The sequence below is a fragment of the Marinifilum sp. D737 genome (genome assembly GCF_026672275.1).
GTDB lineage: Bacteria > Bacteroidota > Bacteroidia > Bacteroidales > Marinifilaceae > Marinifilum.
Genome location: NZ_JANQCD010000024.1, coordinates 1 through 24,446 on the forward strand (window position 1 = coordinate 1; position 24,446 = coordinate 24,446).

General features: G+C 36.3%; 16 protein-coding genes and 1 tRNA gene. 10 read left to right on the forward strand and 7 right to left on the reverse strand.

All coding sequences use genetic code 11. The features are described from left to right. Window positions 1-2: 2 nt before the first annotated feature. Window positions 3-76, reverse strand: a tRNA-Arg gene (locus NQ163_RS14150). Between the two features lie 426 nt (window positions 77-502). Between NQ163_RS14150 and NQ163_RS14155 the strand changes: the two genes are divergently transcribed. The 3 genes from NQ163_RS14155 to NQ163_RS14165 all read left to right on the forward strand — a co-directional run bounded on the left by NQ163_RS14155 (window position 503) and on the right by NQ163_RS14165 (window position 3,068). Continuing rightward, the gene (locus tag NQ163_RS14155) at window positions 503-1,102 is read left to right on the forward strand and encodes a YceI family protein (RefSeq protein WP_268190964.1); all 600 of its coding nucleotides are present in this window, start codon (window positions 503-505) and stop codon (window positions 1,100-1,102) included. Window positions 1,103-1,266: 164 nt separating this feature from the next. Continuing rightward, on the forward strand, window positions 1,267-2,451 hold the full coding sequence (locus tag NQ163_RS14160) for an alpha/beta hydrolase-fold protein (protein WP_268190965.1): 1,185 nt from the start codon (window positions 1,267-1,269) through the stop codon (window positions 2,449-2,451). Window positions 2,452-2,507: 56 nt separating this feature from the next. Next, the gene (locus NQ163_RS14165) at window positions 2,508-3,068 is read left to right on the forward strand and encodes a heme NO-binding domain-containing protein (protein WP_268190966.1); all 561 of its coding nucleotides are present in this window, start codon (window positions 2,508-2,510) and stop codon (window positions 3,066-3,068) included. 80 nt (window positions 3,069-3,148) lie between these two features. Here NQ163_RS14165 and NQ163_RS14170 read toward each other — a convergent pair whose 3' ends face one another. From NQ163_RS14170 to ligA, 6 genes are all read right to left on the reverse strand, one after another. Next, window positions 3,149-4,561, reverse strand: a complete 1,413-nt coding sequence (locus NQ163_RS14170; RefSeq protein ID WP_268190967.1) for a COG3014 family protein — start codon at window positions 4,559-4,561, stop codon at window positions 3,149-3,151. Window positions 4,562-4,609: 48 nt separating this feature from the next. Then, window positions 4,610-5,194, reverse strand: coding sequence for a penicillin-binding protein activator LpoB (gene lpoB / locus NQ163_RS14175; protein ID WP_268190968.1), 585 nt, complete (start codon window positions 5,192-5,194; stop codon window positions 4,610-4,612). Window positions 5,195-5,261: 67 nt separating this feature from the next. Continuing rightward, the gene (dapA, locus tag NQ163_RS14180) at window positions 5,262-6,155 is read right to left on the reverse strand and encodes a 4-hydroxy-tetrahydrodipicolinate synthase (RefSeq protein WP_268190969.1); all 894 of its coding nucleotides are present in this window, start codon (window positions 6,153-6,155) and stop codon (window positions 5,262-5,264) included. A 1-nt stretch (window position 6,156) separates the two neighbouring features. Beyond that, window positions 6,157-6,699: a DUF6913 domain-containing protein gene (locus NQ163_RS14185; RefSeq protein WP_268190970.1), complete on the reverse strand. Its 543-nt coding sequence runs from the start codon at window positions 6,697-6,699 to the stop codon at window positions 6,157-6,159. A gap of 106 nt (window positions 6,700-6,805) precedes the next feature. Next, the gene (locus NQ163_RS14190; protein WP_268190971.1) at window positions 6,806-7,393 is read right to left on the reverse strand and encodes a 3'-5' exonuclease; all 588 of its coding nucleotides are present in this window, start codon (window positions 7,391-7,393) and stop codon (window positions 6,806-6,808) included. A gap of 14 nt (window positions 7,394-7,407) precedes the next feature. Beyond that, the gene (gene ligA / locus NQ163_RS14195; protein ID WP_268190972.1) at window positions 7,408-9,417 is read right to left on the reverse strand and encodes an NAD-dependent DNA ligase LigA; all 2,010 of its coding nucleotides are present in this window, start codon (window positions 9,415-9,417) and stop codon (window positions 7,408-7,410) included. Window positions 9,418-9,715: 298 nt separating this feature from the next. Here ligA and NQ163_RS14200 point away from each other — a divergent pair, with 298 nt between their 5' ends. From NQ163_RS14200 to NQ163_RS14230, 7 genes are all read left to right on the forward strand, one after another. After that, window positions 9,716-10,054 carry a LiaF transmembrane domain-containing protein gene (locus NQ163_RS14200; protein ID WP_268190973.1) on the forward strand — a complete coding sequence of 113 codons (339 nt, stop codon included), beginning with the start codon at window positions 9,716-9,718 and terminating at the stop codon, window positions 10,052-10,054. A gap of 31 nt (window positions 10,055-10,085) precedes the next feature. Beyond that, window positions 10,086-10,808: a LiaF transmembrane domain-containing protein gene (locus NQ163_RS14205; protein ID WP_268190974.1), complete on the forward strand. Its 723-nt coding sequence runs from the start codon at window positions 10,086-10,088 to the stop codon at window positions 10,806-10,808. 5 nt (window positions 10,809-10,813) lie between these two features. Beyond that, window positions 10,814-11,869, forward strand: a complete 1,056-nt coding sequence (locus NQ163_RS14210; RefSeq protein WP_268190975.1) for a sensor histidine kinase — start codon at window positions 10,814-10,816, stop codon at window positions 11,867-11,869. Beyond that, window positions 11,866-12,612 carry a LytR/AlgR family response regulator transcription factor gene (locus tag NQ163_RS14215; RefSeq protein WP_268190976.1) on the forward strand — a complete coding sequence of 249 codons (747 nt, stop codon included), beginning with the start codon at window positions 11,866-11,868 and terminating at the stop codon, window positions 12,610-12,612. The genes NQ163_RS14210 and NQ163_RS14215 overlap by 4 nt, the downstream gene beginning before the upstream one ends. Before the next feature lie 263 nt (window positions 12,613-12,875). Continuing rightward, entirely contained in the window at window positions 12,876-15,311 is a 2,436-nt protein-coding gene (locus NQ163_RS14220; protein WP_268190977.1) for an outer membrane beta-barrel protein, read from the forward strand. A 163-nt stretch (window positions 15,312-15,474) separates the two neighbouring features. Then, window positions 15,475-20,136, forward strand: coding sequence for a hypothetical protein (locus tag NQ163_RS14225; protein WP_268190978.1), 4,662 nt, complete (start codon window positions 15,475-15,477; stop codon window positions 20,134-20,136). 58 nt (window positions 20,137-20,194) lie between these two features. Next, window positions 20,195-24,352 carry a hypothetical protein gene (locus tag NQ163_RS14230; protein WP_268190979.1) on the forward strand — a complete coding sequence of 1,386 codons (4,158 nt, stop codon included), beginning with the start codon at window positions 20,195-20,197 and terminating at the stop codon, window positions 24,350-24,352. Window positions 24,353-24,446 lie beyond the last annotated feature (94 nt).

Consider the following 24,446-nt stretch of genomic DNA (forward strand, 5'->3'; position numbering starts at 1 on the left):
AGTGAACACGGAGGGAGTCGAACCCCCAACCTCCACAGCCGTAATGTGGTGCACTATCCAGTTATGCTACGCGTCCGTTTTCCTTAAAGGCGCTGCAAATATAGGGGTTTTAGCTTGGTTTATGCAAGCCTTTTTTCTCTTTTTTTTGAAAGTTTTTGTCAGAAATATTCTAAGCGGTTTGTAAGTAGAAACTTACAAAATAAATTTTTTTTGGGTTTCACAGGATATTCTTTGTTCAGCTTCATTTTTAACATGGCATTAACAAGAATTCATAACCATTGCTAAGGAATATTTCCTTAAATTTATTTGGAATAAAACGAGCTTGATTTAAATAATTATTAAAAAAAAAGGACAATAATTATTTTAATCTTGCGGCTTCCATCTGGCAAAAGAAAGAAAATTATGACCAGATGAAAACAAATAGTGTATCGAGATTGTATTCCATACTGTGAATCTCTCATTCAAATCGATTCAAAAATCTTAATTATTAAAAAACGGAAATATGAAACGAACCATTTTAAGAAAAACAGCATTCCTTGTGGTATTGGCCTTTGTTTTTACACTTAGCGCTAGTGCAGATGGTGGAAACAAGAAATTAAATAGCGAAAAGAGCAAAGTTGAGTGGTTGGGTAAAAAAGTAACTGGTGAACACTCTGGCACCATAAAAGTATCGGAAGGAAGTTTGATGCTAAATGGAGACAAGCTTGAAAAAGGAAGCTTTGTAGTTGACATGGGTACAATTGTGTGTACGGATATCAAGGACGACGGGTACAGAGCCAAACTGGAAGGACACTTAAAATCGGATGATTTCTTTGGTGTAGAGAAATATCCTGAAGCAAAATTTGAAATGCTTAAGGCCAGGAATTTAGGTGAAGGGAACTATGAAGTACATGGCAATATCACCATTAAAGACATTACCAAGCCAATTAGCTTTAAGGTAAATATGCATCAGCATGGCAATAATTTGCATGTAAGTGGGAAAATTGTGATTGACCGAAGTAAGTTTAATGTACGATATGGATCGGGTAGTTTTTTCGATAATTTGGGAGACAAAACCATATATGATGATTTTGAGTTGACCTTAGACTTGTATCTGCAGTAGGTAGATTGGTTAGGAATTGAAACCGGATTCGAACTGAATTCGGTTTTTTCTTGATAATATCTCTGCATTAATCATCTTAAATAATTAGTTAATAAAGGAATGCTTTTTTCATATTGTAAATAATTGTATTTTAATAAGGTTAAATTCACTTAAACCCTACTTGTATGAAGCGAAGTATTTTTGCTGCATTATTATTGATTTTTTGTGTGAGTAGTTTATTTGCAAAGGTTAATCCCAAAAACCTTATTAATGCCAATGTTTATTCTACAATTTTAAAGGAAAAAAGAGATTTGAGAATTCTATTGCCAAATGAATTCAAAGATACTTATTTCAGTTACCCGGTTATTTATTTACTGGATGCAGAGTCTAACTTTGCTACAGGAGTTGAGGTGCTAAGTTTTCTGATGGACAATCATTTTATTCCACCGCATGTTGTTGTTGGTATTCCCAATACCGATCGATTTAGAGATATGACACCTGTTGATTCGGTTTTGAATAAAACCATATTTCCAAGCAGAGGTGGAGCCGATACCTTTTTACAAGTTCTGGAAACGGATATCTTTCCATTTGTAGCGAAGGAATACCGAGGCAGCTCTCGTCGTTTGGTAATGGGGCATAACTATAGTGGATTGTTTGTAATGCATGCATTCCTTTCACGTCCCGAATTGTTTGATCGTTACATGGCTTTTAGTCCAATTTTATGGTGGAACGATACCGCCATGCTTCATGATATGGACCTGTTTTTGACAAAAAAATCCAGTGTACGCAAGCATTTGTTTATGAGTTTTGCCAAAGAGGCCAAGAACATGCTGGAGGCTTGTAAAGAGCTTGCCAAATTATTGGAAGAGAAAGCTCCTGTAGATTTAAAGTGGAAATATGAATGGATGCCCGATGAAGATCATTATAGCTTGTATCGAAAAAGTTTAATGAGTGGAATGGAAGTAATCTTTAAGGATTACAAATACCCTAGCGTTGAAGATTTGGCAGAAGGTGGAGTAGGAAGTGCAAATGGTTTTTTACGAGATATCATGCTGAATTATGGTAGAAAGGAAAAATTGCCATACTCTTTGTTGGAAAGTGTTTGTTTGCAATTAAAGCAAGAAGCAAGATATGATGAAGCCATAAAATTTTTGACCTACACATCGGTTAATTATCCTGAAAGGGCAGAGCCATACTTTTATGCTGGTGAAATTTATGAATCCACGGATAAACCCAAACAGGCATTCAAGTTTTATGAGGCAGCACATCAAAAGGATAAGGGAAGATGGGATTATGAGCAAAAGTACCTGGCCATGCAAAAGCTATTGGAAGAAATGCGCAACAAGGAACAAAACAAAACCCCACTTTAATACTTTGGATAATAAAAAATATTTACTCTCGTTATAGGTAATAAAAACAGGATTGAATGAAAGGGATATTTTTTACTGAATTGCTGGAAATGGCAGAAAGAGAGTATGGCTCTCAGGCGGTAGACAAAATCATTCCATTTTTGGAAGCAGGAGATCATGGTGTGTTCAATGCCAATATGGATTATCCTTATACACAATTTCACGAGCTAATCAATCGACTGGCGGATGAAGTTCGAATTGCTCCATCAGATTTGACCAAAATCTACGGCGAGTATCTTTTTAGTCGCTTGATTATTATCTACCGTCCACATTTTGCAGGCAATTCAGATATTTTCGAATTCTTAGAGCAGATCGACTATTTTATTCATGTAAAACTTCAAGCTGATTTTCCTCACAAAGGCATACCAGGTTTTAAGGCTGAAAGAATCAGTCAAAATACATTTGCGGTAAGTTACCAGTCGAAATACGATCTTATTGATTTGGCTATCGGATTGTTTATGGGCTGTCAAAAATTCTTTAATGAAGATTTAACGGTAAATGCCGAAATCAAAACAGAATTCGATAAGGAATGGGTCTGTATTAGCTTGAATAGGTCGAAGGTTTTAACCAGAGCTTGATTAAAAATATTGTCGCAGTTTGAATTTATTCAAAATCAAAGCATTTCTTTTTCAAACTTATTTTAATGAAACTACACTTGTTAGTTTGATTCCATATTGTGGAAAGTATAGAAGCTGGTTTTTCCCGCTTTTATAATTACCTGAATGTTCTGATTACTCATAGAACCATTTGGAGAGCTAACTTGTAGGTTTAGGTTGTTCTCACCTTCTTTCAATCTGATTCTTTTGTAATGTATGCTGTGAGGCAAAGTTTGCCAGTTTCTGGTATCGGCTTTCTCGGTAACAGCATTTAACAGGCCAACAAACATTCCTAAAGTATCATCTTTGCTTCGGGCATAATTTTCCAAAGCTTTTTTAGTTGCCAGGCGCAATAAGGAGTTCGCCATTTCTCTTAGCATTCTGTCGCGTAGAGATTTAAAGGCAATGGCATTAATATCCTCTGCTTTTTCCAATTGATAATTGATTGTATCGTTCACCAGGATAGAAGCATTGGTAAATATTGGCATTCTTTCACGGTACTTTGGGAAAGCAACTCTAACAAATTCCAAATCGTTTAATGAACTTCTCTTGTCACTGTCCATATCGCCAATGTAGAAAGGAAAACTAACATCTTCACCTTGGTTTACCATGGTAAGGTATCCATCTCTGCTATTTAGCGCGCTAAAATTAATGCTCCATTCATCTTTTACCGGTCCTAAACCTGTAAGCCAAATAAAAATTAAATCCCCTTCATCTTTATTGCTTTTGATAAAATCGAAGCCAAATTTTTCTTTGTAAAATTCATATTCCTGGTTTAAACCGGTAAGGGAAGCAGTTCTTAGCATGTCCTCTTTAAGTTGCTGAGGAGCGGGAGTTCCAAAGTTTTTGGTGTAATTTTCTTCGTAAATCTTAAATGCATTTCGATATGCGATAAATGCATTGTTATAATCCTTGGAAGAATCATAGATTAAGCCCATTAAAATGTGAGCAAAGGCATCATCGCTATAGCGATTTTTATAGTTCCTTGGGTACTTGTCATTTAAAGCATAAAGTTTTTCGTTTACCCTTCGGCATTCAATTAATGCAGATTCTGTATTGCCCAATTCCAGGTAGCTTAATGCTTTGTAGAAGTTCAGCATTACATTTTCAAAATCTTCGGGAACGTAAGGTTTTGTTGCCGGATTGGTAAGAAGTGCCAAGGCTTCATTGGCAATGTTTTTTCTCTGGTCTTCAATAAATAAGTCGGCTTCGTTGAAATAATTTGTAGCCTTTTGGTAATCTTGTTGCATCCAGGCAAGGGTACCCTTATTTAAAAGATATAAAGAACGGTTTTTATTTCTTTTGTTTTTTGGATCCTGATCAAGCATTTTTTCAGCATTGGCAATATCTCCGTTAAGGAAATACTGATTGAATGCCTCATTTTGTGCATAGTAAGTTGCACATCCTGAAAAGAATAAACTGCTAACAAATAGAATTAAAATAAAGGCCTTGTTTTTAGGAAGCATATAGTTCATTGCCAAAGTAGAGAAGAGAAGGGAAGACGAATCTTCCCTTATTAAACTTTATCGATTAACGTATTTCTTGATTTTCTTATCACCAATCCAAACCAATTCGTTGGTTTCAAGATTGGTTAATTCAAGATTTAGTTGGTAATATCTTACCTTTTCTTTCTTGTAACTATCAATAATTGAGGTGATGTCTCCCTGAAGGATAAAGTCCGCTCCCAATTCGCGTCCCCATTTTTTAATGGTTTCCTTAGAAGCGAAATCTTGTTGATCTGCTCTTTCTTGTCTCAATTCTTCTCTTTTGGCACCAGCCTGAACCAAGCGCACACGGCCGTCGTTCAAAATTGCTTTTTCAATGTCTTTGATATAAGTATCAGCATCGATATGCTCAGAGCTTTTGTTCATGATTAAACCAACGGTTACCACTGGTTTTTTATTGAACTCTTTTTGATAATCAGAAATCCAACCTTGATTAAGAACCTGATCAATTAAAGCTTCGGCAGCCAGTTTGGAATCGGTATCGTTCCAACGACCACTTAAATCAATTTGTTGATCTGGAGAAACTCTTGTTACTTGTCTTGAACATGAAGCAAAGCTTACCAATGCAAGAGCGAAAACAAATAGGCGAAATGAGTGTTTCATATAACTAATCATTTTTGTTTGTAAATTCAATTTAAGTGTAACTATTAAACTTTATAGTTAGCAATATTTATGCCATACTATTAATCTCTTTTTTTAAATTATGTAATTTTTTGTAAAGTGATTCACTTACCGGAACAAGAGGAAGCCTTAAGTTGTTTAGTATGATTCCTTTTTGATGAAGGATGGCTTTTACACCTGCAGGATTGCCTTCTTCAAAAATACCTTTAATGATATCGAAAAAATGATAATGGCTTTGTAAAGCTTCGCTTTTTCGTTCCAATGCTTGTGTTACCATGCTGCTAAATTCATTCGGAAAAGCATTTCCAATAACCGAAATTACTCCTGAAGCACCCAATTGAATCATTGGATAGGTAAGTGCATCATCACCTGATATCACCATGAAATGATTAGGTTTGTCTTTGATGATTTGCATGATCTGTTCCATATTACCAGAAGCCTCTTTTACCGCAATAACATTACTTAATTCATTGGCAATACGAATGGTGGTATCGGCATTGATGTTAACACCTGTTCTGCCTGGAACATTGTAAATGATTACAGGTACCGGGCTTGCTGAAGCAATTTCTTTGTAATGCTGGTAAATTCCTTCCTGGCTTGGTTTGTTATAGTAAGGCGCAACTGATAAAATTGCATCGATTTTATCAAAGGAATTGAATTGATTGATTTGCTCAACAACTTCTCTTGTATTGTTGCCTCCAAATCCTACCACCAATGGTACTCTATTATCATTGGTTTCGATTACAGAATTGATTACAGCTGCTTTTTCATCTTTGGATAAGGTAGCTGCTTCTCCTGTAGTTCCCAATACTACCAAATAGTTTACCCCATTGGTAATCTGAAAATCTACAAGCTTGTGTAAAGAATCGAAATCAACATCACCATTGTCGAGAAATGGGGTAATAATGGCAATTCCTGTTCCTTCAAATTTATTAAGTGTCATTTTAGTCTTTTTTTATTAGTGATAGGTAGTTAAGGCTTTCTGTTATTAAATTATCAATGGATTTATTATTTCCCTGATTAATCATTAAATCCAAACGACCACTTTGATCCGATGCAGAACCCACTTTACAAGCTGCTGCTGACAATTCTGCCAGGTATCTGAATGAAATGTGGTCCGAATCTGATAAAATAAACAGCAGGTCGAATCTTTGCTTCATAAAGTTGATTAACTCTTCAGAAATGGGTTCACCCGACCATTTAACATCTTTATTGGTATAGAAAATGATTTTTTGAGCCACACCAAAATCAGGCAATTCATTTGCATTTATCCAACCAACCGCTTGAACTTTATATCCTTTTTTGCTTAAATCATCCGAAAATTTTTTCACTCTTGGGTAATTCTTATCATCGAGAGTATCGAATAGAATTCCAATGTTTTTTGCGCTTTGCAAGTTATGGAACTCCTTTTTTCTGGGATTTTTGCTTAGTTTATTATTTATGATGCGATCAGCAAGCTTTTGTTTGATATTTTGGATAAAACTCATTTTCAGAATAATAGTTTAAATTCAGACTTGTCGTCAAGAGGCTTTTTATGGCAAACTCATTTGAATTGACAAGTTATGAAAAATTTTTAAGCCTAATTTATGTAATCTATTTATATTTTTTAGGAGATCTATACCCTCCATTAAAAACTTTGCCAGGCTTTATCTTTATCTCATTTGCAAGATCATTCATGTTTTTTGCACTAATGCTTTTACAAGCTTTAATTGCAATTTTTGCACAAGCTATAGTGTCCTCAAGTGCATCGTGATGCTTTAAGGGAATATCAAAAAGATGTGCCAATGTATTGAGCTTATGATTGGGCATGCTTGGCCACAAATTCTTGCTAATTTGAACGGTACACATGTAATCAAAATCCGGATTGGGAATTCCATAAGTATTCAGGCAGGCACGCAGCACAGAAACATCGAAACTTGCATTGTGAGCAATCACCATACTGTCTTGTAAATAATCCTCCACTTCATCCCAAATGTAATTGAAACTTGGCTGGTTGGCTACATCATCTTCTGTAATGCCATGTATGCTCACATTAATCGGGTGAAAATACATTTCAGGAGGTGAGATCAGCCATTCCCGACTGTCAACAATTACACCATTTTCAACTTTAACCAAACCAAGCGAACAGGCAGAATTTCTTTTGCCATTTGCGGTTTCAAAATCAATTGCGGTAAAATTCATATGCAACTTTTAACTTAGGAATTGATCTTTTCTAAAAATTCATCTTCCGAAATCATTGGAATCCCTAGCTTCTCAACCTTAGCCAACTTACTAGGACCAATTTTCTCGCCAGCCAGTAAAAAGCTTGTTTTTTTAGAAATCGAACCAACATTTTTACCACCATGCAATTCAATTAATTCTTTCAACTCATCACGCGAGTGCTTTTCAAAACTGCCGGAGATAACAATGGATAGGCCTTCTAATTTATTACTGCCTTCACCGGAATCAGAAACTTCTTTTTCCAACTGAAGTCCATAAGATTTCAATTTACTGATTAATTCCTGATGGTATTCATCCGAAAAATATTCAACAATGCTTTCGGCAATTTTATTCCCGATTTCATCAACTTCTACCAACTCCTCTACAGTTGATGATGCCAATTGGTCGATGGAAGGAATGGCTTTGGCCAGTTTTTTGGCAACAGTTGCACCAACATATCTTATTCCCAATGCATACAATACTCTTTCGTAAGGAACTTGCAGTGAATCTTGAACACTGTTTAAAATTCTATCGGCCGATTTATTACCCATACGTTCCAAAGGAACAATATCTTGTTTCTTTAAGATGTATAGACCAGAAATATCCTGAATTAAGTTTTTTTTAAATAGCAGATCAATGGTTTCTTCTCCAAGACCATCGATATTCATCGCTCGTCGGCTAATAAAGTGTTCGATTCTACTTTTAATTTGAGGCGGACAACTTCTGTCATTCGGACAGTAGTGATTTGCTTCGCCTTCTTTGCGAACCAGTTTGCTGTCGCATTCAGGACAATTTTCGATGAATTCTATTTTACCAGCTCCATTAATCCTGTTGGCTTCATCTACACCCACAATTTTTGGAATAATTTCACCTCCTTTTTCTACATAAACGGTATCACCTTCATGTAAATCCAAATTGTTAATGATGTCGGCATTATGAAGTGATGCACGCTTTACTGTAGTTCCCGCCAAAAGTACAGGCTCTAAATTGGCAACGGGTGTAATTGAACCTGTTCTACCCACCTGGTAGGTAACCTGATTCAATTGAGTAGATACTCTTTCAGCCTTGTACTTGTATGATATTGCCCAACGTGGCGATTTTGCCGTAAAACCTAACTCTTCCTGTTGGTCAATCGAGTTTACTTTGATAACAATTCCATCGATAGGTACTGGCAAGCTATCACGTTTTTCATCCCATGACTTAATAAAATCGATTACTTCATCGATATTGTTGCAAAGAGCCGTATGAGATGGAACTTTAAAGCCCCAGTTTTTAGCGGTCTGCAGATTGTCAAAGTGCTCTCTTTTAGGATTGTTTACGCCCAATAAATAGTACAGGTAACAATCTAATTTTCTTTTGGCAACAATGGCAGAATTCTGCATTTTAAGTGTTCCCGAAGCTGCATTTCTTGGATTGGCAAATGGTGTTTCTCCAATTTCTTCGCGCTCCTTGTTTAGTTCTTCAAATACTGAAAAAGGCATTAAAATTTCGCCTCTAATCTCAAATTCTTCAGGATAATCATTTCCGCTTAACTGCAAAGGAACCGATCGAATGGTTTTCACATTTGCAGTTACATCATCACCTCTAACTCCATCGCCCCGGGTAACGGCCTGAACCAATTTTCCATTTTTGTAGGTTAAGGAAATGGATGTACCATCGTATTTTAATTCGCACACATATTTAATATCACCATCAATCAATTTTTTAATTCTGGTTTCAAAATCACGAATTTCATCTTCAGAATAGGTATTCCCTAATGATAACATCGGATATTTGTGTTCTACCTGATTGAATTCGAGGTTGATATCGCTACCCACACGCTGAGTGGGTGAATTTGGATCATTAAATTCAGGATATTTTTCTTCCAGTTCAATCAACTCTTTCAATAGCATATCGAAATCGAAATCCGAGATGCTTGGTTGAGATAAAACGTAATAATTGTGATTGTGTGTATGTAATTGATTGCGAAGTTCGTCAATGCGAAGTTTTGCTTCTTGTTGGTTCATAATCTAATTGTGATCAATTCGTGAATAGACTTGAAGAATAAAACATCTTCAGGAATTGTAAAAATAGTAAACCTTAAGCTTAATTTTACATGCTTTTGGCGGAATCTTTTATTGGTTTAATTAATGAATTGATGCACAGTTGGGAATAATGCCAAATTTATAGACACAATTAAATTATCTGAAATGTCATTTACCGATTCAGGTGTTCCGTTAACCGATTTGCCATGAAATTAAAAAGGCATTTGTAATAATTTAGTGATACAATAAAATTATTGGTGTGAAACCTAAATCAAACAATATGGATGAACATAGAAGAAATAAAAGCCTTTTTGTTGGCATTGGATTAATAATAGTTGGAGTAGTTGTTATGCTTGAGCGACTAAATTTTCATTCTGATTTTATCTGGACTTGGCTGTATCGTTGGGAGTCTATACTAATTTTAGTAGGCTTGCTATCAATTGTTATCAAGAGGAAAATTTTAGGTGGTTTTGTTGCTATTGCAGTTGGGTTTTATTTTCTGTTGGATGAAATGATTTTTATGCCAGCTGATTGGGAAATTTGGTTTTTACCGATAGCTTTAATTGTAGCGGGAGTGGCTTATATATTCCAACCTGTCTCAAAAGAATGTAAGAAATAAAGTATAAATTAACAGTTTAAAATATAAAATCATGAAACATCATCATAAAGATCAAGAATCCAGACAAAATAACAGAATAATATTTGGTGTTTTTTTAATCTTGTTTGGTTGCCTGTTAGTATTGAAAAATCTGGATATCTTTCCTTATTACATGAAGGATATTATTTTTTCATGGCCAGCATTGTTATTTGGATTAGGAGCACTCTTTTATGCCGGGAAAAAGGATAAAACGACTGGATTAATTTTAATGGGAGTTGGAGGAGTTTTTCTATTGCCAATTATCTTCGACTGGGGATTCCACTGGAAGGGATTATTCTGGCCTGTAATTCTGATTGTTGTGGGAATCTTTATCATTAGAAAAAGAAATGAATGTATGCCTGAAGGTAGAAAATTTGACAGTAATGATACAGGGTATATCGATGAACTGAATGTGTTTGGCGGAGGAGAGAAGATGATCAATACCAAAAACTTTAAGGGAGGTAAAATTACTTGTTTGTTCGGAGGATCAGAAATAAATTTAACGAATGCAGATTTGGCGGAAGGAACCAATGTGATAGATATTTTTGCCATGTTTGGAGGCTGTGTTTTAATTGTGCCTTCCGATTGGGATGTTAAGGTGGAAGTTTCGGCAGTTTTAGGAGGAGTAGCAGATAAAAGAATGCCAACTGCCAATTATGTGGTAGAACCAAAAAAGGAATTGGTTATTAAAGGCTTGGTTGCTTTGGGAGGTTGCGAAATTAAATCGTATAAATAGTAAAGATGAGGCATCCTTTATTACGAAATTTTTATGGAATACCAATCTATATTGGTGCGTGGATTTTATTCGTGTTGCTTCTTTTTCTAATTGGGTGGTATTTTGATGGAAATGACTTATATTCCTCCTTTGTAAACTCGTTTAGCTTCTCGTTGCCTCTATTTATTTTAGGAGCATGTGTTTGGTATGTAGTTCGTTACATTAGTATGGATGAATCCGGAATTTTGGGTTTTATACTTCATCATTTAACTGCAGGAGCGATTGTAGTTGGGATTTGGGTTTCCGCGGCATATCAAATTCGAATTGGCTTTTTTGGTGAAGATCCAGATGGAATTAACTATTTTATACCATTACATTGGCAGGTGTTTTTTGCATTCTGTGTATACGATTATCTAATATTGGTTTATTATCTGATAATTTATTACCGAAACTTTCAGGATAAAACCATTCAGGAATCAGAACTTAAAAACTTGGTGAAGGAAGCTGAATTAAATGCTCTAAAATCTCAGATTAATCCTCATTTCCTGTTTAATAGCTTAAATTCGGTTAGTTCGCTTACATTGTCAAGTCCGGAGCAATCGCGGGAAATGGTTGTTAAATTGTCTACTTTCTTAAGGTATTCATTAGGACAAGATTTAAAGGAGTTAAATAGTTTATCAAACGAATTGAATAATATTCGTCTGTATCTAGATATTGAAAAAGTGAGGTTTGGTGAAAGATTGGTGTTGAAATTCAATTCTACCTCAGATTGTGATAATTTGAAGATCCCAAATTTAATCTTACAGCCAATTTATGAAAATGCAATTAAGTATGGTGTTCATGAAAGTCTGGAGCCAGTAACAATTTATACCAATTGTGAATTGGTAAACCATGTACTAAAAATTACAATTAGCAATAATTTTGACCCAGAGTCCATTCCTCCAAGAGGCAATGGTATTGGATTAAGAAACATACAGGAGCGATTAAGTTTAATTTATGGAAGAAGCGATTTAATGAAGATTGTGAAAACCGAAAATCAGTTTACCGTACATTTAGAATTCCCACAAAATATACAATCATGATAAAAGCAATTATTATAGATGATGAGTCCTTGGCCAGAAATTTGGTATCTACCTATTTGGATTCTGAAAAGGATATTGAAGTTATAGGAGAGTACTCGAATGGTTTTGAGGGATTAAAAGCGATTAATGATTTACATCCGGATTTGGTGTTTTTAGATGTGCAAATGCCTAAACTAACAGGATTCGAATTGCTGGAGTTACTTGATAGACCTTGTAATATCGTATTTACTACAGCATACAACGAATATGCAATAAAAGCATTTGAGCACAATGCCATTGACTACTTGTTGAAACCATTTTCAAAAGATAGATTTCTTACCGCATTGGATAAAGCAAAAGAGAGAATTGCGAATTCTAATGACAATCAAGATCAGATTGAAAAAATTAAATCACACAACGATGAATCTGAAGAATTAATCAATAGAGTTGTAATCAAATCGAGAAACAAGATTGATGTAATTGCGGTTGATAAAATTAAATATTTCGAAGCACAAGATGATTATGTAATGATTTATACTGCTGATGGGCGATACCTGAAGCAAAAGACCATGAAATATTTTGAATCGCACTTAAATCCCAATGAGTTTTGTAGAATACACCGATCCTATTTGGTTAAAATAGATCAAATTTCACAATTGCAACCATATGAGAAAGACAATTGGGTGCTTGTATTAAAATCAGGAGAAAGTTTAAAGGTTAGCCGTAATGGATTCAAACTTCTAAAGAAGCAATTGGAAATTTAATCTGAACTGGCATCGAGAAATTCGTTATTGCATAATTGTAGTAACGATTTTTTTTGCTTAAAAATTACTAAAAATAGTAAGAATTGGTATTGGTTGTAGAATTTGTGATTTCCTAAATTTTAAGTGAAATGGTTTAAATGATGGATAAGTGGATTTATTTTTATTATAAATATTCAATATATTTTTGAAACAGTATTTCTATTTTCAACATAATCATATATATTTGTATTGCCCAACTACAGTTAACTAATCTAATTACTACAATGAACCTAAAATTTATTTACGCCAAGAGTGCGTTCATTATCATTTTAATGTGCATTTTCACTTCTCATGTGGCTTTTTCAAATAACCAATCAGATGAAAATGGGAGTTCTTCTTTAAAAGGGAAAATCGTTGAAAAACAATCAAGCAAACCACTCGAATTTGCCACGGTTTCTATTTATTCGTCTGGCAGTTCAAAGCTTGTAAAAGGAACAATTACAAATAAAAGAGGCGATTTTTTACTTGAACAATTAAGTGCGGGATCCTATTATTTTAAGGTTGAGTATATGGGATATACCACTTATAATAGTAATCAGTTTGATATAAAGAATGGAGAGAGTAAGATTCTTTCCAATCCTGTGAATCTTGAGCTTGAGACTAAAACAATTTCTGAAGTTAAGGTGGAAGGGAATAGAGAATTTTCCAAAGTGGAACTTGGTAAAACGGTATACAATGTTTCCAGATCTCCGGTTGCCGATGGAGGAACCATAAATGAAGTTTTAAATACCCTTCCCAGGTTAAGTGTAGATGCTGAAGGAGGAATTCAATTCAGAGGGAGTTCTGATGTTAAGATTTTGATTGATGGTAAAATCAGCGGGCTTTTGGGGATGAATCCGGCGGAAGTTTTAAATGGTATGTCTGCTCATGATGTTGATCGTGTTGAAATAATTAGTACATCTTCTGCCAGATATGATGCCACAGGAGCAGGAGGAATCATCAATATTATCATGAAAAAAGACAGAGTAAAAGGCTTTAATGGTAGTGTTGCAGCAACGGTAGGTACCAAGGATAAAAAGTCAGGTGGTTTTAACGGTAATTATCGTACCGGAAAAGTAAACTTCTTTGGTTCTTACAATTATAAAGACGACTGGGCAGGGCGTGATTACAATGTTCAGAGAGAAATCCAGAAAGAAGATGTTCATACTCTTTTATTGGAAAATGCTGATGTTGATTTTGGAAATCGATACCACATTGGAAAAATGGGTTTGGATTACCTGATTAATGACAATAATACATTGACCTTTTCAACCAAGTACCAGGATGTTCTTCAAAATTGGAATGGGCGCTACGATTATACTCGTACAAATGTTGTTAGTAGTGCGATGCCAACCGTTGATTATAGACTTAGTGCCGTGGATTTGGATTTGCAGTCGTGGGTATACAATGCATCTTTTATGCACAAATTTGCAAAGAAAGGAGAAACTCTTTCGATAGATTTGGCTTATACTGATAATGCTGCAGATAATTCCGGGAACTATTGGGAACACAGTTATCGTGATCTTTCCATTGAGGAAATAATTGCTAGTGAAGCTGTGACGAAGCTGTCTTCGGATTATTATAAAACCGCAAGAAAAGAGGCTGTTGCGCAGGTAGATTATGTGCTTCCTGTAGGGGATAAAGGCAAGTTTGAAACGGGTTATCTATATCGAAATAATGAAATAGATTATAAGGTTGGTTCATTAACTGATGATTTTAATTACGAAGAAAACATCCATGGTTTGTATGCAATGTATTCTGGTTCAAAAGGAAAGTTTGCCTACGAATTAGGTCTTCGTGCTGAATATTCTGACATCAATACCAATAAAGAATTTAAGGATGATTATTTAGATCTTTTTCCAAGTGTTCACTTGTCGTATCAGTTTTCGGATAAGAAGCAATGGCAATTGGCATATAGCCGGATGATTTATCGACCTAATTCTGGAATGTTAAATCCTTTTCAAAATCTTCGTGATCCGGAAAATCAAAGATTGGGAGTGCAGGATATTGAAGCCTACTACAATCACAATATTGAAATGTCGATGGCTTTCGATAGAGAAAAGGCCAGTTACAAGACCACTTTGTATGTGAATTATCAAAAGAATCTGATTAATCAATACCGATTCATTGAAGATAAAACCAATAGATCCATTGTTCAATATGGTAATTTTGATTCGAAATTTTTCTCTGTACTAGAATTTGAAGGATCAACCAAGCTAAATAAATGGTGGAGTTTGAGTGGATATGTGGCAGGTATATATGAAGAAACAAAACCAGGAGAAGGATATAACTTTGGAACCCGTGATATGTGGGAGGTTACTGGAAAAGTTACTTCAGTTATGAACTTTAAAAAGTGGTTTAAACTTCAGGCAAGCTTCCGTTATCAATCGGAAATATTGGTTGCACAAGGAAAGTATCAGAACCTTTACTATGTAGATTTAGGATTGAGTAGGAAAGTATTAAAAGGAAGAGGACGTTTGTCTTTTACGGCTAATGATATATTCAATACTTTTAGATTTAAGGTTCATACTTCAGATCCTGAGTTCTATAATAAGGAAATTAAATACAGAGAAACTCAAATTGCCAAATTAAGTTTTAGATACTTTTTTGGTAAGCGATATAGAATTATGAGAGCTAAACCTAAAAAATCAGGAATGCGACATTCCGAAAATGATATTTAATACGATTACAATTCAATAAAAAAAGCTTCATCCTAAGGTGAAGCTTTTTTTATCATTACTTTAATCAAAATTTATTTATACTCAATAAAAATAAATTTACTTTCTGCTTGACATTCAGCTCTGTCTTTCTTAATTTCTATTCTATTGGATAAATCGGAGGGATATGAGCTTGAAAATTTTGGATATTAAGAAGCTGAAAAAAGCGAGAGGTAGTGAAGAAAATAATAAACCTAAGTCAAAAAGTAGAAGAAATTTTCTGAGAGGTTTGGGATTTGGATTTCTTGCATTTCAACCTTCATTAGAGGCTTTGGGAAAGGCTCTTGGTAATGATATTCAATATAGAAAGAGGGGAAAAACCATTGCTTTTTACTCTGAGGAAGGAAATTCATGGAATATCAATTTGAATTCTTTTGATGGTAATCCAAAATTGATTTTTCGTAAAAAACAGGAAGATTATCATCTAATTCTGCGAAATGCTTTTTATCCGGGAACTGCTTTGCCAATAGATTTTAAAGCCGTTCTTTACAATGATTTATCCTGGAGAATAAAAATCACTTTTACCAAGCTGGATATATCGAAAGATCTTAATCTGGCAGATTGGATTAATGGAACTATCGAAATTAACTCATTAATTTATCTGCATGAAAGAATAGAATTGAATAATTGGTATTCTTTGGATATTGAAGATCATTATCATTTTATCATTGATAAGTTTTGGAAAATAACTTTACGCGGAAAAAATCTGGCAAATTACAAATTCAATGATGTTTTTGGAACTGCTGAACAAATTTGTTTAAGCATTCCGGTTGAAGAAGATCTTAGGTATTTTAATTCCAATTTTGAACCAAAACTAAAATTGAGTATCACAACTCAAAATGTAGAAGCATTTCTATCAAATTGGAAATTTAGTAATGGTTCAGAATTGAATAGCTGTAGTGAGGTACTGCATCAGGTTAAAATATTAAAATCTGAGAGGCTTTCAGGGAGGTGTTCGTCGGTAGTATTGGTTGATGAAAAGGATGTTAAGGAGGCAAATGGCTTTTTATTTCATAAGAGAATTAATGATGATCTGGAAGAATCGCTTAAACTTTATCGTTCCCAACTTGCAATTGAGCTAAATCAGCAATCAGAATACTTGTTTTTCATTGCCAGTATTGCAAATAATGGTATTTGGGCAAATTTTTCCGAGGCTTCTTATCAACTGATTAATTCAAATGAGAAAGCTGCATTTGAAATGCATGGTACCAATGGTAGAATAAATTCTGTAAATGGTTTGGCTCATATAGTTGCTACCAAATACCTCTTACCGGATGCCATTAGTTTGGCAGTTGAGTATCCGGAGAAGCCAGTTATTGAAATTGCATATCAGGATCAGAAATTGCAATCGAAAAAGAAGCTTGTTATTGATTCCCGATTGGGAAAGATTAAAATTAAAGAGAAGGAAATTATAAGATTGAGTGTGCTTAGACCTGAGGATATGTTATTTCTTCAGTTTGAGTTCTACAATTTCAAATACATAAAAAAAGATCAACAAAGCTATTTAGAAATTAACAATACGAAGAAGCCGGCAACTATGGTAGTTGTGTTTCCTCCTCAACATACATTGGAGCAAGCCTTTTGGGAAAACAATTCATTGCCAGGAGGTGAGGGGAATGAAAATGTAATTCTACCTGCTAAATACATTCGTAGTGGAAAAAGCAGATTGGTGTATTCGGTTCCTTCCAGTTTTAAGGGAATGCCAATTATTATGGAGGAATTGTTAAACTGGTCACGTTTTAAGTTGAGGGTAAATTATCGTGCCAGGGTATTGGAGCCAGTTAAAGTAGTAATTAATAAATTTCAGAATCTTGGTTCTTTTATCAATAAGAAAAGTACTAGCAAACCAAAAACGATTAGCAAACAGAGCTTAAACATTGCGAAATATTCAAAGAATCGTTTAAGTAGCAGATCTCTTTATAATAAAGATCAGTTATCGAAAAACTTACCTGCTGAAGCAAGTGGACAGCTGTATGCAAAGATCAACTATGCAGCATTAAAAGCCAATTTGTTGGAGATGAGAAAACCGAACCTACTGGAAACCTCTATTGAGGCGCCAACCAGACTATTCATTTCGCCCAATCAATTTGCTGGTTTTGCTCATCAGCAGAGGATTCATTTAAAGGATCATAAAGAAATCCCAAAAGGAAATATTCAGAATCTACAATTCAATAATCCATTAATAACCAATAAAGGGGAGTTGTCGGAACTGTGGCATTCACGCATGGGTGTGCGCTTAAAAAATGGGGAGATTGATGAAGATGGAATGGAAGGATTTAGAAGCATTCGTGCACTTTGGGCCAGGGATGCATTCAAAAAATTAACTCCTAAGCCACAAAGAAATAAGCCGTTTCGAACAGCCTTAGATGGAAGAGATCGACACAATATCGTTCATCAAACTTCGAATTTTACAATCAAGTCTTACATGCCAAGAGCTGTGCAGGCCAAACGATTTATGATGTCATCCTTAGGCGCATGGATTGATTTTAATGCAAACTTTAATTACCCGGATTTTCATGCACAACCTGATTTGGAGCTTTTGGAATGGGAACACCTATCAACTTTAGGTAGGGATCATTATGTAAAAGTAGTTGAAGCAGGATTCCTGTTTCCATTTGGACATACAGCTGCATTGGTAAAGGTTACCGAGAGAAAACCAGATAAGGCAACACGAGCAGCTGTGAATCGCCAAAGAATGTACATTGTGATTCTTGAGCCTGTTGTATATTATGAGATGAGGGATCAACAAAATGGGTTTATTCCGTTTCCTTTCCAAACCGTTGAGTTACCAGCTACACGCACACCAGATTTGGATGCGCCTGTTGATTTGGTGAATATGGGTGGGGATTACAACTTCTTGATTCGAAGTGGTGGTACGGATTTAATTTTTGATTTACTATTGGTTGATCAGGAAGGGCGAGAACAGAAAATTAAATTGCCATTGATATTTATAGGCAAGTCGGCTGCTTATAATGAAACCAAATCAGAGCAATTGGTAGATGTATACAACGCTGAGATGAATCGATTCAAGGCCGATTTCAACTTGCAAAAGGTGGCCTATTCTCCTTCATTGATAGAAGATGATACAACATTTGAGACAAGAGGAATCGATTTTGGAGCTTTGTCTCTTGAAAATAAAGCAGCTACAGTGCTGAAGTTTCATCCTAAGGTGAAGACTGCTTCGGTTAAGGTGAAGGCAATAGAAGAATTAACTGGAAATCCTGATCTTGTGAATATTGAGTTGCAAGATGATGAAAATGCAGCCAAAGTATTTGCCAAGCTTTTGGACAATTTAAAAGCCGATTTTTCAAGTGGATCAGATAAGTCCGGTGGATTTATGAGTCCCAATACACAGGTTACCTCCCTTTCGAAGTTGAAAGGACCTTTGGGAGGAGCAGTGGATCAATTGCAAAATTTGGAATTCGATCCGGCAGAATTTTTTGCCTCTTCGGGTGATATGCCTGTTGCCAAGCTGTTTGGTGTGGTGTCCATTTTCGATTTACTATTGGGCAATTTGAACTTTGGGGATCAAGGAAATCAACAGTCTGAAGCCTTAAGTGGAATCAGTCAGCAAATGGAATCCCTAAAGGAAGATATTCTGGAACAACAAGCCATTTTGGAAACCGCGGCTGAGGATGCCCAGGCAGCGATTGAACAGGAGATTCAGAATTTGAGAAATCAATTGGAGTCGAAAGTCAATGAATTGGAACAGCAATTGACCAGTCAGATTCCTCGAATCCCAAATTTTAATGCATACAAAACCGATAAGGCATTTGTGGTAGAATATCGTTGGATACCGGAAATGGAAGCCAGTAAGTCTTTATTTGGAGGATTTCTAACGGTAAATGTTCAAAAACCAAGTGAAGCATTGCAAGTGTTAAGTAAGCTAAGTAGGCCTTTCGATACTTCACAAAAAACACAGTTTGGTGTAAATGCATCTTTCACTGATTTTTCTATTGAGATCAAAGAATTGATTCGGGTTAGTTTTAAATCTCTGAAGTTTGGAGGAGGATCGGGTAAGAAAGCTGATGTGAAAGTGGAAATGGCGGAAGACGATTCAATTCTCTTCCTTGGGCCATTGAGTTTTGTAAATCAATTGCAGAATTTGATTCCTTCCAATGGATTTGCTGATGGACCATATATGAAACTATCACCTGCAGGAGTTAAAGCTGGCTTCGATTTGGCTATACCGAGTGTAGAGGTCGGTGTTTGTACCATTGCAAATATGACACTGGGAGCTGGAGTTCATCTGCCATTTACAGGAGCTCCACTTACCCTTTCCTTTAATTTCTGTAAGCGTGAATCACCATTCCTATTAACGGTTTCTGCATTTGGTGGTGGAGGTTATTTCTTGATGAAAACCAGCGTAAAAGGATTTGTTGGAATGGAGGCGGCTTTCGAGTTTGGTGCAGCCTTATCCATGAATTTTGGAGTAGCAAGTGGAGGTGTATCTGTAATGGGAGGTTTCTATTTCAGTATGGAAATCGTGGATGATCATACCGAAACCATACTAACAGGTTACATCCGTTTTAACGGATATTTATCGATACTTGGAATCATAAGTCTTTCCTTGGAAATTTATTTGGCTTTTGTCGCCATGTTCCAGAATGGAAAGGTTGAAAAATTATATGGTGAAGCCATTGTAAAAGTGAAGGTTGAAGTGTTATTCTTCAGCAAAACTGTGACTTTAACAGCTCGAAGAGAATTAAAGGGAGCCGATGCAGACCCAACCTTCCAAATGATTATGGAAGAAAACGATTGGCTGGAATATTGCCAGGCTTACGCTTAAACAATTAGCAATGAACAATTAGCAATGAACAATTAGCAATGAACAATTAACTTAAGCAATGAAACAAAAAATCATATTCACCTGTTTGCCACATCGAATTGATGAACAAGAAAAATTGCGATTTTCGGTGCAGGTAAGTTTGCGCCTCGAAAATGCAAGTTCAAGCACATTAGCTAGTTTTCCTGATATGGAGAATTGGCCTGCAAAGTTGAAGAACTCCAGCTTTAAGCTAAGGTTGAAGAATGGCAATGAATATGATATAGATTTGAATTCTGGTATTCTGGATGAAGACTTGTGGGACAAGCTGATGCACAAGGATATTCGTGTAGATGGTTTTCAGCAAGAAGATTTAACGTCCAGTAGAATTCATTCCTATCCAATCAAACATGTGCAGAGTTTTGTATTGGATACCTACAAAAGGCTTGGTGTTCAAAATCCGGATCGATTACTTGAACCTAAAGACTTGAGCGACCCGAAAAGTTTGGGACAGATTTCGAAATTTAAAAAGCGAGATACACCAAAACCACCGGAAAGCAATGCGACAACTGCTGCAGGAAGAAGGGTGTTTAAGGAATCCGATTTTTTGGATGTGGATGAATCTACTTCCAGACGATTGGATGAACTCAGAAGAAAGAATGGATTCGTTCCTTTCCAGCAACAGGCCAATCCTAAAATGGATTTTGCACAGTTTAGAGATTTTCATAAGACGGATCGCCCAACAAGATATGAGCCTTTGGCTAAGATCAAGAAACCTGAATTCGAGTTTCATGATATTCTGGCGGTGGTCAGTACTTATCCGCAAATTCAAAGAAAATTGGGGGTTGTGCTCGATTTTAGTATGGATATTCCCAATGGATTTCCTGCAAATCATTCCATGCGATTGATCGTTCAGGATATTGATTTTACAACGAATACTGAAGTCTCAGTTCCTTTGACGGCTTACCGCTATACCGAAAAAGGATTCTATGCAAAATCAAAGGAAGGTTCTGATATCAATTTGGGGTTTGTGAAAATCAATACCGATAAGTTTACCGCATTTCAGATTGATACCGATGGACTTGCCTTGAAGGTAAACCAGATGGTGGACAATAAGATTCAGGAAGAGGTGAAGTTGAAAATTGTGGAGTTGGATTTGGGTAAAAGTAAACGATTCAAAAATGGAGTAATCCCTGCTGATAAGCCTGAAAAGGAAGGCCTGCCAAGCTTACGATCGGCAGGTATTGGAATCGCACGAAATGGAATGGGACAGCATTTAAATGCCCGATTTATTAAAGCAAAACAACTGCAAGCCAAAATCATCGATCCATCGAAAATGGATAATAGTTTAAAGCTCATTCTTTCGGATGAAAAACTACATGCCGAAGATTTGGTACAAGGATATAGAATGGATGTTGCTTATTCGACAGAACCTGAGAATTGGCATTCTTTGCACATGAGGAAAGAATCCTATTCCTACTTCGATTCCAGTAATGTGGAAGAGTTTATTGATGATATAAATGCTGATGAAGGATTCATACAAACCGCCGCAGCCGAAGATACAGAGAATGCCAATGAGTTGTTTGTGGGAGAAAACATGATTCGCTGGGAAGGATGGAGTTTATCGGTTCCCAAACCTGGTTTTGCCATTAATGAAGCTGAGGATGAAAATGTAGATCCATCAAAACGCGTGGACTATGTGAATACATCAAAGAATGTGGAGGCAAAGAAATATGAGTTTGATTCCACCAGGGAGTTTCGACTACATACCAAAACAGAAACGCTTAAGGGAACATTACCAAGATTGCGTTTTGGAAAGGATTATATGCTACGTGTGAGAACTGTGGATTTGGCAGGCAATAGTGTGCTGCTCGATTCTCAACCTGAAAAAGTAAGTGAGGCTGTTATCCGTGGTTTTAGATATTATAGGTATGATGCTTTGATGAATCCGGTATTGCTTTTGGGATCGGAATTGAAAGATGGAGAGGCTTTGGAAGAATTGGTAGTTCGAAGCAATTACAATATGAGCACCGAGGAGTTCCAGGGGCGTTATGGAAATGTGGATTCAATTGAAAACACAAAGGCAACAAGACATTTCTTGCCACCAAGAAATTCACAATTGATTGCAGAACAGCATGCCAGGTTCGATAAGGCTTTCGGGAACAATCCTGAACTTGCCAAGGCGCTGTATGAACTGATCAGTTCGAAAGAAGTGCAGTTGGAAAAGGGTGAAAACGGAAAGGAAAAAGTGTACAAGGGAGATCAGGTGGATTTGATTTATTTGCCTGATCCTGCAGCAGCAGGTATAGCTCTATTTCTAGCTGATGGATATGATGAATCGCATTCACAAACTTTTGAGCCAAGATTGTTTAGTTTCTTTGGGAATGAGGAATTGAGTCCGAATGATACGGATATCAATCTTTCTGATGAGGAGTGGTACAAAGCCAAATCCTTACGAATTCAGTTGGTGGAAGGAAATACAGCATTTCATTGGAATGCAGCAGCACGTGTGTTAATGGTATCCTTACCAAAGGGAGAAAGAATTAAACTGAGGTTTTCTACTTTTTGGAAAGAGAAGGATCTGGAGGAGTTTTCCGGGATGTGGCAGTTGCTGCAGGAGGACAATCCGGGGAATATTACAAAACTTAAAGAACTGGCAAAAACAGGAAGGCATTGGATGATTAGTCCGGCGCGGGAAATTGAGTTGACTCACGCAGTTCAACAGCCTGTGGATGCTCCTAAAATCGAAATCATTAATCCGGATAAGAATTACGACGATACGCATGCATGGCTGCATACAAGGTTTTCAGTTCATGGATTTTCAACTCATAAGGTAGAATACAAAGCACGCTGGAAGGACAGAAGAGATGATCCAAGAACGGTTGAGCCCGATTGGGTAGACCATTCGGATAATGTTGAAGAAATGGATATTCAATATCACGATAAAACTGTGGATAAAGGAAATCTTCCAGAGAAGAAAGATCCTTCCAAACAAATTGCCATTCAGGGACAAGGCAATCAGCTTAAGCCACAATTAAAAGTGGGTCTGGCAAGCGAATTCAGTGGTGCATTACAGCACAAGTTTGGAGATACCAAGCACCGATATGTAGATTATCATCCTGAAGCCACAACACGATATGCTGAGCATTTCGACAAGCTGATCAAATCGGAAGGTTTGGAGATCACAAGGGATGGAGAATGGTTCGAAAAGGTAAACATCTTAAGTTCCGATAGACCGAAAATACCATTTGTTGATTATGTGATCCCAACATTCGAGTGGAGAAAGACAAAAACAGCCATGGTAATGCGTCAGCATCGTTTGGGTGGAGGCTTGCGCGTGTACCTAAAGCGCCCTTGGTTTTCAACTGGTGAAGATGAAATGTTGGCTGTAGTTTTGCCGGGATCGGATCCATCGAAGATATCGCAGACCATTGCTGCATTGGGAACACCAGGATTTAATACCATGTTTACCCATTGGGCACAGGATCCCATTCGCCCATCGAAACTTGGAAGCATGAACTATCCGGGCATCAATGATTTTAGACACAATCCAAGTGTTGACAAGGGATTGGTATATCCCGGCAAGGAGAATGTAAAAGTAAATGCAATTTGTTATCCTGTAGCGTTTGACAAGGAAAGGAAGTTGTGGTATGCTGATTTTGCCATTAACCATGGCAAGATGTATTTCCCATTCGTAAAATTGGCTCTGGCCAGATATCAAGAACACTCGGTTCGTAAGGCGGGGCGTGATGTGTGCTTGTCGTCCATTGTGATGGCCGATTACATTCAATTGGTACCAGAGCGAATTGCAACGCTTACCTTTAAAAAGGACAATATGAATTCTCGATTTACCCTTCAGATTGAAGGAGTAATATCCAATGCATTGTATCGAAATGGGAATACAGGAAACTATTTAGACATTAGCTTCCTCGATCCAGAATTGGTTCAGCCAGTATACGGAAGTGTAAACGATGGTAGGAATGAGGAGAGTTTGGAGGATGAGGGAGTGAGAATTGCAATATCAGGCAGCGTGGTGAAAAACAATTACTACACGATTGTTCGTGAATTTAAGTTGAGCAGAAAGTATAAAGACCAGCCTTTGCAGGTAATTGTACAAGAATTTGAGGGAGCACCTCCAGTCAGTAGAAATATAAGAAGTATTGCAAGTGGAGCAAATGAAGAAAATCAAGCACGATTGGTTTATGCTGATGTGTTTAAAATAAACGCAAAAGACAATTAGCAATGATCAATTATCAATGAACAATTGTAAGGGCAAGGCTTGATGTTGTTAGCTTATTAAGTTTAGTATATGTTACTAATTAAACCAGATTAAA